The following is a 14,674-nucleotide window of genomic DNA, read 5'->3' as shown; positions in this document are numbered from 1 at the left end:
TTTCTTGGATATTCGTCTTAGCCGGAACTGCCGGAACCCGGCGGGCTGCGTCCATGCCGCTGAAATCAAACGGCTTATCGATGCGATCGCGGCGTCAGCGAGGGATTCATCATCCGCCCTCGCAGGAGTCGCATTTCCGCGCGACGCGCCTATATTAGAGACCTGTCCAGAAATGATCTCGTTAGACCGCCTTCGGTCGGCTGACCTTGCATAACCGGGTCGTCATTTCCATCGCTTGAAGAGGGGTCACTGACCATGGCTGCATTCAACTACAACACCGCCGCTGAGCTGTTTCCCGCTGCGATCCGCAAGAAGAAGCGCGCCGGCTTTGCCTATCGCCGCTTCGACACCGCGGCTGCCGCGGTGCAGTTCGCGATCGAGCAGCTGCCGGCGGATTCGCTGAACGGCGCTTACCTGCAGGTCGACGAAGCCCGCTTCGACCAGAGCGGCATTCGCACGCTGTATGAGAGCGAAGCGTTTCCGCTGGAACGCCGTGCGCCGGTGGAGGAGCCTGTCGCCAGCGACGCCGATCAGGACGCCGCCTAACCGCAGACTCCAGTCAGCTCGATCTAACGCTGTTTGTCGATCCAGCGCCGCAGCAACCGCATGTTGCGGACGTTGGCGCGGAACATGACGTCGAACGCGTCGCCCAGCAGCGGCACGGCGCCGACCGCGCCGTCCAACGCGACGTTGCCGAGCATCCGCGCGGTGATGTGCCAGGGCGCGCCGAGTTCGCGGGCTTCGCGGACGATCCACAGCGAGATCGCGGTGGTGATGACGTCGCCGACCACCGGGATCAACCCGATCAATCCGTCGATGCCGTAGCGAATATTGGTGCCCGGCAGGATGAAGGCGACGTCGAGCAGCTTGGCCAACGCTTCGAGCCGCGCCATCCGCTGCGCGTGCGACAGCGGCGCAAAGCCGTTGCTGCTCCAGCTTTGAAAATCAAACCGGCCATCGTCGAACGGCGCGCGGCGCCGCGCATCCGGCGGAATCACACGGCCGTCCTGGTCGATGATCGGCGCACGCGGTTTGCGTCGCGTGTTCGACGCGGAATGAGAGAAGCTGTGCTGGTTCGACATGGTCATGCAGATAACAACCGCGAACCCCGGCGCAAGTTGCGTCGCGTTGTCGCGTTTGTGGAGCTAGAGCATTTTCGGTTAGGATTGATGCGGTTCAAGAGTCCCAGGCCGTCATTCCGGGGCACGAGCAGCTTCGCTGCGAGTGAGCCCGGAATCCATAACCACCGCAGGGAGTATGGATTCCGGACTTGCTCGTTCTTCGAACTCGCAATCCGGAATGACGACGACATTTTGGTTGGATGATTCAATCCTAACCGAAAATGCTCTAGCTGCTGCGACGATCGGGCCAGTCCGCAAAAAGCCCACCTGTCAAAGTCATGGCCGGGCTTGTCCCGGCCATGCACGGAACAACGGAAGCTCTGCAAATGGGCTTAGCTAAGCCCGGCCATCGCGGCTTGGGGGCGCGGCTGACCGGCGGCACCAAAGACGTGGTGCGCGCCGAGCCCGACTAATTGCAGGGATGGCGGCGGCCATCCTGGCCGCGATAGGCGGCGGCGCTTTGCTTGCACAGCGCGCTCAGCGGGCCGTCGTAATAGGCGAACCGCTCCGGCCAGATGCCGGGGCCGTAATTATGGCTGTAGTAGTCCTGGGCCTGTTGATGATGCCGATGGGCGCGCGCGTGTTTGTGGGAACCCGCCAAAGCGGGGGCCGCGACCGCGACGGAGAGCAGCGCCACGGCGCCGATGAGCTTGAAGGATATCACCAGAACACTCCGGTTCGACTTGGGGGAACGATAAAGCTCAGTCTAACACACCCGCCCTCGGCTGGGCAGTCGTCACGGGCCCGCCGCCTGGCAACACTACCAGGCCGGCAGCTTTCGTCGAAAAAGTCGAAAATGCACCCGGATTTCGAAGATCGGATTCACCCTCGATTTAATTCTGCGAGCAAGGCTTGTCGCATTGTCGATGGGAGTCTTTGTGATGTTCTTCGTAGCTTTGATTTTGGCGGTCGCCGCCGGGGTATTTTTCGGAGCCGGCAGCAGCGCGCTGCCGTGGTCCAGTGACATCTGCCGCTACGGCGACGTGTTGTGTCAGCATCCCTCGTGGGTCGGGGTGCCTGCGGTGCTGTCACTGATCTGGGCCTTGTTCCTCAGAGTCGACCGGCTCTGAGCGCGCGAGGGCGAGCCGCAGGATCTCGTAGCCGATCGCGGTGGCATGGGCGTGGTGCGCCATATGTCCGGCGCCGGCGAGATCAACCAGCTTGGCGTCGGGCATCGCCGCCGCGAGTGCTTCGGCATGCACCTTGGGCGGCACCACCGGGTCGGCATCGCCGGCGACGATCACGGTGGGCGTGGCGATCGTGCCATAGCGCGGCACGAAACCGATCAATTGGTCGCGCAGGTCGGAATATTCCCGCAGGCTGGCGGAGAACCGCCGCGGCGTCAGTCCGAGCGTCAGGCGGCTGCGTTGCGCATAGTCCGGCGGCGCCGGTTCCGGCCGAAACATTCGCTCGGTCAGGCGCCCGAGCATCGCCAAGGACAGCGGCAGCAGCAGCGTATAGGTGGCGAGCGGGCCGATCAGGACGCCGGCGAGGCGTTGAAACCACGGCAGCCCTTCGGGGCGCGGATGCGTGGTCGGATTGATCAGCACCAGGCCGGCGACGGCGTCGGGATCGTCCAGCGCGTAGCGTAGCGCGATCAGCCCGCCGAACGAATGCCCGACCACGATCAGCGGTCCGGCACCGAGCTGTTGCACCAGCCCGCGCAGCAGTTTGACTTGATAGCCCGCCGAAGAGACCGGGCCGGGGCCGGGCTCGCTGTAGCCTTGACCCGGTCGATCCGGAATGATCACCCGCATCCGCTTCGACAACACGCCGGCGAGCGCCATCCGCATGTCGTCGAGGCAGAGATTGGCGCCGTGCAGCAGCAGCGCCGTCGGGGCGGCGCTGTCACCGTCTTGCGACGGCAGATCGACGACGTGCAGCCGCGCCCCGTCGACGTTGACGAAGCGGCCGCGCGGCGGGTTGCGCGCTTCGATGATGCGGGTCAGGCCCCAGGAGAGCGCGAGCGCGGCGGCTGCGCCCAGCGCGACCAACGCGACGACGGCGACAATCACCGAGATCATCCGATCACTCCGCCCCTGGGCAGACTCGAGGTCGCCCGAAAACCCGCTTCAGCCTCATGCCTTGGATCGCCGCCGCCGCCAATTGGACCATGGTTGCGCGTTGATCGGACCAGCCACGATCGTCGGCGCCGTGCGGTTTTGCTCACATTGCCGAATGGTCACAAATACTTCTTTGCAATCAAGTAATTGATCCGTCGCAAAGGCGCTGCAGCGGTTCGGGGCTATCCCGCTGGTCAAACCGGAGCGGACCGCCGAATGGATATGACCACGGACAAGCCCAGGGAGCCGACCGAGACCACGCCCCCTGCTGTGCCCGCCCGATCCAGGCTGTCGCGCGCCCTGGCCGCATCCTGGCAGCACAAATGGTCGGTGGCCGCGCTAGTTCTGCTGTTCGGAGCCGCGGTGCTCGGCGCGTTGCGGTTGATCCTCGGTCCCGAAGTGGTGGTGGCGCAGGTGCTGCGCGGCAACCTGGTACAGACCGTGGTGGCGAGCGGCCATATCGAAACGCCGTATCGGGTGGAAATCGCCAGCCAGATCACCGGCACCGTCGAGGACGTGCTGGTGCAGGAGGGCGAGCAGGTCCAGCAGGGCCAGAAGCTGGTGGTGATCGAAGCCAGCGAATTGCAGGCCGCGGTGGTGCAGACCGAGGGCGCGGTGGCGCAGGCCGAGGCGCGGGTGCGGCAGTTGCGCGAATTGACCAAGCCCGCCGCCGACCAGGCGCTGATGCAGGCGCAGGCCAATCTGCTCAACGCGCAAGCCGCCTATGATCGGGCGTCGAAGCTCGCCGGCTCGGGCTACGGCACCCGCGCCACGCTCGACGACGCCACCAAAAATCTCGACGTCGCCCGCACCCAGGTGCGCACCGCCGAGCTGCAGGTGTTCACCTCGAGCCCGGTCGGCAGCGACTATGTGATGGCGGAAACCCAGCTCGCGCAGGCCCGCGCCAATCTCAACACCGCGCGCGCGCGGCTCAATTACGCGACGATTGTCGCGCCGCGCGATGGCGTGCTGATCACCCGCAATGTCGAGCGCGGCATGGTGGCGCAACCCGGCAAGGCGATGCTGGTGCTGGCGCCGAAGGGCGACATCCAGGTCGTGGTGCAGATCGACGAGAAGAACCTCGGGCTGTTGACGCTCGGGCAAACGGCGCTGGCCTCGGCCGACGCCTATCCCGACCAGCGCTTTGTCGCGGTGATCAGCTACATCAATCCGTCGGTCGACATCAACCGCGCCTCGGTGCAGATCAAGCTGTTGGTGCGGGATCCGCCGGACTATCTGCGGCAGGACATGACGGTGTCGGTCGACGTCGAGATCGCCCGGCGCGATGACGCGATCGTGGTGCCGGCGCGCGCGGTGCACGATCCGGCCACCGCGACGCCATGGGTGCTGAAGGCCAAGCTCGGCCGTGCCTTGCGGCAGCCGATCAAGCTCGGGCTGCGCGGCACTGGGCACTTCGAAGTGCTGGGCGGCTTGCAGCCCGGCGATCTGGTGGTGCCGCTGACGTCTGGCGTGAAGGCCGGGCAGCGGCTGCGGGCCGTGCTGCCATGAAAAGCTGGCTGCCGTTCGAGTGGATCGCGGCGGTGCGCTTTCTGCTCGAAGGGCTGATGCAGACGCTGGTGATCCTCGCCGGCATCGCCATCGGCGTCGGCGTCATCGTTTTTATGTCGGCGATGCTGGCCGGACTGCAGGCCAATTTCATCAAGCGGGTGCTGACCTCGCAGCCGCAGATCCAGCTGATCCCGCCGGACCAGGTGGCGCGGCCGCAGCGCTACGACAAAGGCACCATCGAGGCCGCGATCGTGCAGCGGCCGACCCAGCGGGTGCTGTCGATCGATCAGTGGTCGAAAATCCGCGTCGAGATGCAGAACCGCCCCGACATCGTCACCGTGGCGCCGACGGTTTCCGGCTCCGGGCTGGCGTTGCGTGGCGACACCAACCGGGCGATCACGCTGACCGGCATCGAGCCCGAGGTGTATTTTCAGATCGTCCGGGTGCCGGACTACATCGTCGCCGGCGGCAGCCAGATTACCAGCGAGGGCATTCTGATCGGAACTGAGCTGGCCAAGGATCTCGGCGCTTCGCTGGGCGACAAGATCAACGTCAGCACCGCGATGGGCGGCAACCGCATCCTCACCATCAACGGCATCTTCGATCTCGGCAACAAAGGCGCCAACCAGCGTTCGACCTTCGTGGCGCTGCGCACCGCGCAAAGCCTGCTCGGGCTGATCGGCGGGGTGACGTCGATCGACCTCACCGTCACCGACATCTATGCCGCCGAAGATATCGCCCGCGAAATTGCCGCGATGCTGCCGGTGCAGGCCGACAGCTGGATCAAGACCAACGCGCAGTTCTTCACCGCGGTGCGGGCGCAGCAGAATTCCAATACGCTGATCCGCGCCTTCGTCGGGCTGTCGGTGGCGTTCGGCATCGCCGCGGTGCTGATCGTCTCGGTGATCCAGCGTTCCAAGGACATCGGCATTTTGCGCGCGATGGGCACCAAGCGCGAGCAGATCCTGCGCGTGTTCCTGATCCAGGGCGGCATTCTCGGCTTCCTCGGCGCGCTGATCGGCTCCGCACTCGGCGCCTTCGCGCTGATCGTCTGGCACCGCTACGCCCGCCAGGTCGACGGCAGCGAATTGTTTCCGCTGATTCTGGAAACCCAGCTGTTCGTGATGTCGTCGGCGCTGGCGACCGCAACCGGGGTGGTGGCGGCGATCGCGCCGGCGCTGCGGGCGGCCAACCTCGATCCGGTGGTGGCAATCCGTGGCTGAAGTCCTCAGGCTGGAGCAGATCAAGAAGTCCTACAATGTCGGCACCGCGGTCGAGACCGAGGTGCTGCACGGCATCGACCTGTTGATGCAGTCCGGCGATTTCCTGGCGTTGATGGGGCCGTCCGGCTCCGGCAAGAGCACGCTGTTGAATATCATCGGGCTGTTGGACCGGCCGACTTCGGGACTGCTGGCGATCGACGGCGTCGACACCGCCACGCTCGGCGACGCGGCACTGACCCAGCTGCGCGGCCAGACCATCGGCTTCATCTTCCAGTATCACTATCTGATCTCGGCATTCACCGCCTGCGAGAACGTGATGATGCCGATGCTGGTCGACCGAGGCCATCCCGACGCCGAGATGCGGGCGCGCGCCGAGCAATTGCTGGATCGGGTGGGCTTGAGCCGCTGGCGCGACAACAACGCCGCCAACATGTCCGGCGGCCAGCAGCAGCGCGTCGCGATTGCGCGGGCGCTGGCGATGGACCCCGACCTGGTGCTGGCCGACGAGCCGACCGGCAATCTGGATTCGAAGTCCGCCGACGCGGTGTTCGAACTGATGCGGCAGATCAACCGCGAGCGCGGCACCACGTTTCTGATCGTCACCCACAACGACGAACTCGCCAAGCGCTGCGACCGCATCGTGACGGTGGTCGACGGCAGGGTGGCGTGAGGTTCTTGAAGTACACGCTTCGTCAAGCGTGCCCCGGACGCGGCGCAGCGCGCCGTCCTTGCGGCGTGGTGCGCCGCAGAGCCGGGGCCGTTACGGAACGCGGCATTCGTAATGGTCCCGGCTCGCGGGGCGGCGCTGGCGCGCCACCCCGCGTCCGGGACACGGTACTTCACAGGTTAATAGTATCCTGCTCGAACTCGCCGATCACACGATCTGCGGGCTGACCCGGTCGGTGACCTTGAGATATTTGCGGGCGAAGGCGACCACCTGGCCGTCGCTGGGGTGATCGACGGTTTCGATGCCGGCGATGACGCCCTTCAGCTTCGGATGGTGCTGCTCGATGTACTTGACGAAATCGGTCTTGGTGTGTGCCGGGCCGACCACCAGCACCGCGCCGGCGTCGGCGATCGCTTCCGCCGCGGCGTGGAAATAGTTCTGCTGATCTTTGCTCGACTGCTGGTGCACGTGCTTGGTCGGGTGGTCCGGATGGATCACCAGCTTCTCGACGTCGGTCGGGTTGAAGTGGAAGACGCGGGCTTCGCGGTGATCGATCCAGATCACGGCATGGAAATGGTGGGCGGTCATGGATTGTCCTTTCTGACGCAGCCAAGAGGAGGCCGAGCACGGAGGCGTATGAGGCTGCGGAGCAGAGCGGCCCATCAAGGCGCTCGCGCCGATTGATTGTTCGAGACATGAAGAGGCCCCGGAAACCAAGCCGATTTCCGGGGCCAGACCCTTAGCCAATCAACTGTCGATTGTCACGCGCGCCGCTGCACGGCGAGGTGGTTAAATACTACCAGTTGTGCGGGCGCGTCGGCCTTCGATCGGGTAGGCCGGATCGTTGTAGCCCGGCGTCGAAGGATGGCCGCTGACCACCAGGCTGTCGATCAGGGCTTCGTCCTCGGCGGTGAAGCGATAGTCCAACGCCTTGAGGTAATCGTCCCATTGCGGCTCGGTCCGGGGTCCTGCGATCACCGAACTGACGAAGCCGCTGTTCAGCACCCAGGCCACCGCGAACTGGCCGGCGGTGGTGCCGCGGGCTTCGGCGTGGCGGCGGATTGTCTGCGCCAGTTCGAGGGATTCCCGGCGCCATTCGGTCTGCATCATGCGGATGTCGTTGCGGCCGGCGCGGCTGTCCTTGTCCGGCGTGGCATCGGGCAGATACTTGCCGGTGAGCACGCCGCGGGCCAGCGGGCTGTAGGGCACCACACCGAGACCGTAGAAGTCGCAGGCCGGCATCTGCTCGACCTCGGGCATCCGGTTCATCGCGTTGTAATAGGGCTGGCTGACCACCGGGCGGTCGATGCCGAGCCGGTCGCAGATGTTGCAGATTTCCGCGATCCGCCAGGCGCGATAATTCGATACGCCGAAGTAACGGATCTTGCCGTCGCGGATCAGATCGCCGATCGCCCGCACCGTCTCGTGCAGCGGCGTGGCGTGATCTTCCTTGTGCAGGTAGTAGATGTCGAGATGGTCGGTGCCGAGCCGCTTCAGGCTGTCTTCGGCGGCCTGCATCACCCAGCGGCGCGACAGCCCGGCGCGGTTGGGGCCTTCGCCCATCGGGTTGGCGAGTTTGGACGCCAGCACCCAATGCTGCCGATGCTTGGCGATAGCGCGGCCGACGATGGCCTCCGCGGCGCCGCTGGAATAGGCGTCGGCGGTGTCGATGAAATTGATACCGGCGCCGCGCGCCTTGTCGATGATCCGCACCGCGGTCGCCTCGTCGGTGGCGCCACCGAACATCATGGTGCCGAGACACAACGGGGAAATTTTTAGGCCGCTCCGGCCGAGTTGGCGATAGTCCATGTGTATGTTCCGATCACAGGCAAGGCGATGCCTCCCGAATAGCGCTTGCTACGCAGGCCGTCAAAGCAATGCGCCAATGCGCAACGCTCAGGGCTGCAGCCGATCCCAAGAAGCTGGTCGGGTGGTTATCCGGCGTTGGCTTTCAGGTCGGCGGCTTCGATGCCGGCGATCGCGCAGGCTTCGTCATTGTCGGACGTATCGCCGCTGATTCCGACCGCACCGAGCAACGCGCCGTTTTCGTCCTGGATCAGTACGCCGCCTGGTACCGGTACCAGCGCGCCGCGCGCCAGCGTGTTCACCGCGTCGATGAAATAGGCCTGCTCCTGGGCGCGCTGGAAGATCGCTCGCGAGCCCATGCCGAGCGACAGCGCGCCATAGGCCTTGCCGTGCGCGACTTCGCCGCGCAGCAGGCTGGTGCCGTCCTGCGCGGCCGAGGCTTTGATGCAGCCGCGCGGATCGAGCACGAACACCGCGAGCGGCTTCAATTTCTTCTCCGCCGCCTTGGCGAGTGCCGCGTCGAGGATGGTGCGCGCGATGTCCAGCGTGAGCTCGGTCATGGGGGTGTTTCCTTTGCGGAGGGGGCGGGTTTTGTAGCGGACTGCGGTTCAAACTCGTGGGCCGTCGCTGTGTTGCATCCGGGTTTCGGCTTTGCAAGACGTCGGATCAGCTGCAGCGGCCGCGCCCGCGCGGCAAGCCGGATCGGCCGCCTTCGCGCCGGTTGAAATGGCCGGAGCCAATGCGACCGGGTTATGCGGTCTTGCGCAGCGGCGGCATTCCGTCGAACGCTGCGTTCACCGGATGGTCGACCGTGGGATCATAGACCGCGTGGCGATTCTTGCCGCCGTGCTTGGCGGCGTAAAGCGCATGGTCGGCGGCCGCGATCAGCCGTTCGGCGTCGGCACCGACCAGCTTGGTCCACTGCGCGACGCCGATCGACACCGACAGCGTGATCGCGGTGCCCTGGCCGGTTCCCCGGCAGGCTTCCAGGATCCGGCGGGCGATCATCGCGCCCTCGCGCAGCGTGGTCGCCGGCAGCAGCACCGAAAACTCGTCGCCACCGAGCCGCGCCAACAGATCCCCGGGGCGAAGGCAACTCTGCGCGGTGCGGGTGAAGTCGCGCAGGCAGGCGTCGCCGGTGCCGTGGCCGTAGCCGTCATTGATCGCCTTGAAGCCGTCGAGGTCGATCGCCAGCAGCGCGAATGGCCCGCCGGTGCGCCGCGACAGCGCGCATTCCTCTTCCAGGCGCTGCAGCAATTGGCGGCGGTTGGCGGCGCCGGTCAGGTCGTCCAGCATCGCGAGCTTCGCCACCTCGGCGCGCAACCGATCGATCGTCATCAGCAGGAAGCCGAAGCACCACATCATCGACAAGAACACCAGCAGCAGCACCATGACGGCCTGGAAGGCATTGAAGTGCAGGACCGTGAGTTCGCCGCCGATGCCGGTCAGCGCCGCGATCGAGCGCACGATCAACACCACGATCATCGCGCCGGCAATCGCGGCGGTCATGCGGGAACCGGGGTAGCATTGCTTGTCCTGCCGCCACATCACGTGGCGCAGCGACAGCGCCAGCGGCACCGACTCGCCGATCGAATACACCACCATGCGCATCGGCATGCTGACATGGATGAAGCTGAAATAGCTGAACGCGGCGACGCTCAGTCCGACGATGCTCCAGGTGATCCGCCATCGTGCCGGATGGTCGAAGAAGCGGTCCATGCCCATGCTGCCGAGGCAGCAGGCCATGATCATCATGGTGCTGCCGAACACCTGCGGCAGCGCCGAATCGAACACGCCGCGCAACAGCGCGACGGCCGCGGCCGATGCGGCGACGAACGCCGCCGCGGTCCAGTACGGCGCCGCGATGAAGTTCGGATAGTTGCGCGTCACATAGGTCCAGACCAGACCCAGCGCCAGAAAGTTGACGACGACAACCACCCACAGGGTCGGGACGCTCAGCATCGTCGGGCTCCGGCCAGCGCCACGAACGGATCGGCTCTGTTGCTGTGTATTCTCATTCTCACCCCCGGAACTCGCGGCAAGGTGCAGGTCAAGGCTTTAAGGGACTCTCACCAAGCCCGGTACAATTACCGGGGTGGTTTTGAAAACATGAATCCGGCGAGTTGGAATCGCTGCGCAACTCGAAGTCGTGGTCGCGGGCGTTAAGGCTTTGTTGACCACGCTGGCGCGCAGTGGCCGCGCCGGCGTAAAGGCGGCCCCCGAAGCCAGCGGCCGCCGGCCTGCGCCCGGCCGGTCGGGCGCCCTTGCCGGACCGGTTCGGGTCGGCGGCCGCGCGCAGCAGGCGGTGTCGGTCTGCTCGGAGCGGGCTTCAAATGCGCCGCGCACTCCGATAGGGTCCGCGCCGCAACGCCGCCCGGTGTCCGCGGCGGCCAAGATCCCGGAATTCGATGAAGATCACCCAAGCCTTCAGTTTTGAAGCTGCCCACCGTTTGCCCCACGTGCCGGCGCAGCACCGCTGCCACCGCATGCACGGCCATTCCTATCGGGTCGAGCTGCAATTGCGCGGACCGGTCGATCCAACCAGCGGCTTCGTGGTGGATTTCTTCGAGATCGAGGCAGCGTTCGGCCCGGTGCTGGCCAGCCTCGATCATTATTGCCTGAACGAAGTCGACGGCCTGGAGAATCCGACCGCGGAAAACATCGCGCTGTGGATCTGGCAACGGGTCAAGCCGGCGCTGCCGCAGCTGTCGCAGGTCAAGGTGTTCGAAACCGCCGATTGCTGGGCGGAGTATGATGGCGACGCGGCGACGGCCTGATCGCGCCGCATACGAAAACGGGCAACGCGTCGCTTGTGGGCGTCATGGCCGCGACCAGCCCGGCCATGACGGGTCAAGCTTATCTGCCCGATAAGCTCCGCTGCTTTGCGGACAGGATCAGTTGATGTCAGCCCTGCGCCGGGCTCATCTTCAGCCGCTGTTCCTCGGTTTCTTTCTCCCAGCGCAGAATGGTGCTGTGAAGGTTTTGGAACCTGGCTTCGACGGCGCCGTCGAACATCGGGTCTTTGCGGTCGTCGACGCGGGCGTCGATCTTCGCCCAATCCGCCGCGGTCAGCGTCTCCAGCGCAGCCGGAAACAGCAGATGCTCTTCCTTGGCCATGTGGCGGCGCTGATGATCGATGAAATCCTCCGCGGCGATGTGGACGGTCTGCCGCGGAATCTCCTGGTCGGCGAGAATATCGTCGATCATCTGCGAAAACCGGCGCAGCCGCTCGGCCTCGAGCCGGTGCTCGGATTGAACGTCGCCCACCGCCGCGGCCACCGCCGGATTGCGCTGCTTCAGAATATCGAACACCACATCCTCTTTGGGATGGTGGCAGCGGTCAGGGAACTCCTGGAAATACTGAATGATCGCCTGAAAGATCTCGTAATCCGGCCGCTCGCGGCGATCGAACACCTTCAGTTCCTGCTCCAGCACATTGAGCAGCCTGGTGATGTTGCGATGCTCTTCCTGCAGAATTTCGATCATTTTGGACATCGACCGACCTCGACTCGCAGCTGTCTGATGAAAGAGAATGCGATAATGGCAGATTTAACCGGACCATGCACATCATTGGCCGGGTTGCATGCAAGATAGTGCCAAACCGGTCTTGATCCTTGCGTTAAATCAAAACGGATTTGCAGTGCAGCAGAGCGCTCAGCAGGACGCTACTTACAGCCGCGTGGCGCGCAGCCGCAATGCATTTCCGATCACGCTGACCGACGACAGCGACATCGCCGCGGCGGCGATGATCGGCGACAGCAACAGTCCGAATGTCGGATAGAGAATCCCCGCCGCGATCGGAATCCCGGCGCCATTGTAAACGAAGGCAAAGAACAAGTTCTGTCTGATATTGCGCATCGTCGCCTGCGACAGCTTGCGCGCGCGCACGATGCCGCCAAGATCGCCCTTGACCAAGGTGATGCCGGCGCTCTCCATCGCCACGTCGGTGCCGGTGCCCATCGCGATGCCGACGTCGGCCGCGGCGAGGGCAGGGGCGTCGTTGACGCCATCGCCGGCCATCGCGACGATTCGACCGGCACGGCGCAGCTTCTCCACCACCGCGCTCTTCTGCGCCGGCAGCACTTCGGCTTCGACCTCGGCGATTCCCAGCCTGCGCGCCACGGCCTCAGCGGTGGTGCGGTTGTCGCCGGTCAGCATGATCACCTTGATGCCTTCCGCGGCCATCGCCTTCAACGCGTCCGGCGTCGAGGCCTTGACCGGATCGGCGATCGCGAACAGCCCGGCGAGTCGGCCGTCGATCGCGATGTTGATCACGGTCGCGCCGTCGCCGCGCAATTGCTCGGCGCGGTCGTCCAGCGCGCGGCTGTCGACGCCGGCAGAACTCAGCAGCACGGCGTTCCCCAGCAGCACGGTCTTGCCGTCGACCTTGCCGGTGGCACCCTTGCCGCTCGGCGCATCGAACTCCTCGACCTTGGAGAGTTCGATTTGCCGCTCCTTGGCGGCGCGCAAAACGGCGTCGGCCAAGGGGTGCTCGCTGGCGCGCTCGACGCTGGCGGCGAGCCGCAGGATCGTGGTCTCGTCGAAGCCGTCGGCGGCGACGATCGCCACCACGCTCGGCTTGCCTTCGGTGAGGGTGCCGGTCTTGTCGACCACCAGAGTGTCGACCTTTTCCATCCGCTCCAACGCTTCGGCGTTGCGGATCAGCACGCCGGCTTGGGCGCCGCGGCCGACGCCGACCATGATCGACATCGGCGTGGCGAGGCCGAGCGCGCAGGGGCAGGCGATGATCAGCACGCTGACGGCGGCAACCAACGCGTAGGTCAGCCGCGGTTCGGGGCCGAACGCCGACCAGGCGAAGAACGCGGTGATCGCCACCGCGATCACGGCGGGCACGAACCAGCCGGCGACCTGATCGGCGACGCGTTGGATCGGTGCGCGCGAGCGCTGCGCCTGCGCCACCATCTGCACGATCCGCGACAGCACGGTGTCGCGGCCGACCTGTTCGGCGCGCATCACGAAACCGCCGGACTGGCTGAGCGTGCCGGCGATCACCTGGTCGCCGATCTCGCGCGTCGCCGGCAGCGATTCGCCGGTGACCAGCGATTCGTCGAGCGTGGCGCGGCCTTCCAAAATCACGCCGTCGACCGGGACCTTTTCGCCGGGCCGCACCCGGACCTTGTCGCCGACGACGAGGGCGTCGATCTCGACCTCGTGGTCGGCTCCCGCATCATCGATCCGCCGCGCGGTGCGCGGCGCGAGGCCGAGCAGCGCCCTGATGGCGCCGGAGGTGGCGTCGCGGGCGCGCAGCTCCAGCACCTGACCGAGCAGCACCAGCACGGTGATCACCGCGGCGGCTTCGAAATAAACCGGCACTGCGCCGCCATGGCTGCGAAACGCGGAGGGAAACGCCTGCGGCAGAAGCGTGCCGACGAGGCTGTAGAGATAGGCTACGCCGGTGCCCATCGCGACCAGCGTGAACATGTTGAGGTTGCGGGTGATCAAGGATTGCACGCCGCGCACGAAGAACGGCCAGCCGGCCCACAGCACCACCGGGCTCGCCAGCGCGAATTGAATCCAGTTCGACAGCGTCGGATCGACCCAATTGTGTTCGCCGGCGAGATGGCCGCCCATTTCCAGCACCACCACCGGCAGCGAAAGCAGGAGGCCAATCCAGAACCGCCGCGTCATGTCGATCAGTTCTGCGTTCGGCGCGGCGTCCAGCGTCACCAGTTCGGGTTCCAGCGCCATGCCGCAGATCGGGCAGCTGCCGGGGCCGACCTGGCGGATCTGCGGGTCCATCGGGCAGGTGTAGATGGTGCCTTCGGGCGCCGCGGGCTGCGGCTTGGCTTTGCTCTTGTCGAGATAGCTCTCCGGATCGGCGGCGAACTTGCTGCGACAGCCGTTGCAGCAGAAGTGATAGGTGGTGCCGTGATAGTCGAATTGCGGCTTGCCGGCACTGGTGTCGACGTTCATGCCGCACACCGGATCGATCGCCAGCGCCGCGGCCGGCGCATGCTGCGCGTGATCGTGATGCGCGTGGCCGTGGCCGACATGGTCGTCCGTGCCGCCGCAACAGGACGACATCGCGGCGGTTTTGGCGTCGCGTTGCTTGGCGAGATAGCTCTCGGGATCGGTGGCGAATTTGCTGCGGCAGCCTTTGCAGCAGAAGTGATAGGTCGTTCCTTGATAGTCGAATTGCGGCTTGCCGGCGCTGGTGTCGACGCTCATGCCGCACACCGGATCGATCGCTTTGGCCGCGGTGGCGCGGGGGTGTTGGGTCAAGTCGGTGAGTTGAACCAAGTCCGGTCGCGACGCCGCGTTGGG

At 65.5% G+C, this 14,674-nt stretch carries 14 protein-coding genes; 5 read left to right on the top strand and 9 right to left on the bottom strand.

The window, feature by feature from the left end:
• Positions 1 to 255: 255 nt before the first annotated feature.
• A complete protein-coding gene (locus tag RPC_RS19195) occupies positions 256 to 546 on the top strand; it encodes a hypothetical protein (protein ID WP_011474248.1) in 291 nt (96 codons plus the stop codon).
• A 23-nt stretch (positions 547 to 569) separates the two neighbouring features.
• On the opposite strand, the gene RPC_RS19190 is transcribed toward RPC_RS19195, so the two are convergent.
• The 3 genes from RPC_RS19190 to RPC_RS19180 all read right to left on the bottom strand — a co-directional run bounded on the left by RPC_RS19190 (position 570) and on the right by RPC_RS19180 (position 3,145).
• Positions 570 to 1,088, bottom strand: coding sequence for a DUF4112 domain-containing protein (locus RPC_RS19190; protein WP_011474247.1), 519 nt, complete (start codon positions 1,086 to 1,088; stop codon positions 570 to 572).
• Between the two features lie 442 nt (positions 1,089 to 1,530).
• Positions 1,531 to 1,785 carry a hypothetical protein gene (locus RPC_RS19185; protein WP_011474246.1) on the bottom strand — a complete coding sequence of 85 codons (255 nt, stop codon included), beginning with the start codon at positions 1,783 to 1,785 and terminating at the stop codon, positions 1,531 to 1,533.
• A gap of 364 nt (positions 1,786 to 2,149) precedes the next feature.
• Positions 2,150 to 3,145: an alpha/beta fold hydrolase gene (locus RPC_RS19180; protein WP_011474245.1), complete on the bottom strand. Its 996-nt coding sequence runs from the start codon at positions 3,143 to 3,145 to the stop codon at positions 2,150 to 2,152.
• A 255-nt stretch (positions 3,146 to 3,400) separates the two neighbouring features.
• Between RPC_RS19180 and RPC_RS19175 the strand changes: the two genes are divergently transcribed.
• From RPC_RS19175 to RPC_RS19165, 3 genes are read left to right on the top strand one after another with little or no spacing between them, the layout of a single operon-like run.
• Positions 3,401 to 4,693 (top strand): efflux RND transporter periplasmic adaptor subunit, encoded by a 1,293-nt coding sequence (locus RPC_RS19175; protein WP_011474244.1) that lies wholly within the window; start codon positions 3,401 to 3,403, stop codon positions 4,691 to 4,693.
• Entirely contained in the window at positions 4,690 to 5,916 is a 1,227-nt protein-coding gene (locus RPC_RS19170) for an ABC transporter permease (protein ID WP_011474243.1), read from the top strand. Before RPC_RS19175 ends, RPC_RS19170 begins: the two co-directional genes overlap by 4 nt.
• Positions 5,909 to 6,586, top strand: coding sequence for an ABC transporter ATP-binding protein (locus RPC_RS19165; RefSeq protein WP_011474242.1), 678 nt, complete (start codon positions 5,909 to 5,911; stop codon positions 6,584 to 6,586). Before RPC_RS19170 ends, RPC_RS19165 begins: the two co-directional genes overlap by 8 nt.
• A gap of 204 nt (positions 6,587 to 6,790) precedes the next feature.
• Here RPC_RS19165 and RPC_RS19160 read toward each other — a convergent pair whose 3' ends face one another.
• The 4 genes from RPC_RS19160 to RPC_RS19145 form a co-directional block, all read right to left on the bottom strand.
• On the bottom strand, positions 6,791 to 7,171 hold the full coding sequence (locus RPC_RS19160; RefSeq protein WP_011474241.1) for a hypothetical protein: 381 nt from the start codon (positions 7,169 to 7,171) through the stop codon (positions 6,791 to 6,793).
• Between the two features lie 201 nt (positions 7,172 to 7,372).
• A complete protein-coding gene (locus RPC_RS19155) occupies positions 7,373 to 8,392 on the bottom strand; it encodes an aldo/keto reductase (protein ID WP_011474240.1) in 1,020 nt (339 codons plus the stop codon).
• A gap of 125 nt (positions 8,393 to 8,517) precedes the next feature.
• Entirely contained in the window at positions 8,518 to 8,949 is a 432-nt protein-coding gene (locus RPC_RS19150) for a GlcG/HbpS family heme-binding protein (RefSeq protein ID WP_011474239.1), read from the bottom strand.
• A 190-nt stretch (positions 8,950 to 9,139) separates the two neighbouring features.
• Positions 9,140 to 10,351 carry a GGDEF domain-containing protein gene (locus RPC_RS19145; protein ID WP_011474238.1) on the bottom strand — a complete coding sequence of 404 codons (1,212 nt, stop codon included), beginning with the start codon at positions 10,349 to 10,351 and terminating at the stop codon, positions 9,140 to 9,142.
• Positions 10,352 to 10,797: 446 nt separating this feature from the next.
• Here RPC_RS19145 and queD point away from each other — a divergent pair, with 446 nt between their 5' ends.
• On the top strand, positions 10,798 to 11,166 hold the full coding sequence (queD, locus tag RPC_RS19140) for a 6-carboxytetrahydropterin synthase QueD (RefSeq protein ID WP_011474236.1): 369 nt from the start codon (positions 10,798 to 10,800) through the stop codon (positions 11,164 to 11,166).
• A 127-nt stretch (positions 11,167 to 11,293) separates the two neighbouring features.
• Here queD and RPC_RS19135 read toward each other — a convergent pair whose 3' ends face one another.
• Together RPC_RS19135 and RPC_RS19130 are read right to left on the bottom strand one after the other, a co-directional pair.
• The gene (locus tag RPC_RS19135) at positions 11,294 to 11,884 is read right to left on the bottom strand and encodes a hemerythrin domain-containing protein (RefSeq protein ID WP_011474235.1); all 591 of its coding nucleotides are present in this window, start codon (positions 11,882 to 11,884) and stop codon (positions 11,294 to 11,296) included.
• 174 nt (positions 11,885 to 12,058) lie between these two features.
• Positions 12,059 to 14,578: a heavy metal translocating P-type ATPase gene (locus RPC_RS19130; protein WP_041803085.1), complete on the bottom strand. Its 2,520-nt coding sequence runs from the start codon at positions 14,576 to 14,578 to the stop codon at positions 12,059 to 12,061.
• Positions 14,579 to 14,674: the final 96 nt, after the last annotated feature.

The organism is Rhodopseudomonas palustris BisB18 (assembly GCF_000013745.1).
Lineage (GTDB): Bacteria > Pseudomonadota > Alphaproteobacteria > Rhizobiales > Xanthobacteraceae > Rhodopseudomonas_A > Rhodopseudomonas_A palustris_F.
This window is presented reverse-complemented; position numbering and strand designations above follow the sequence as displayed.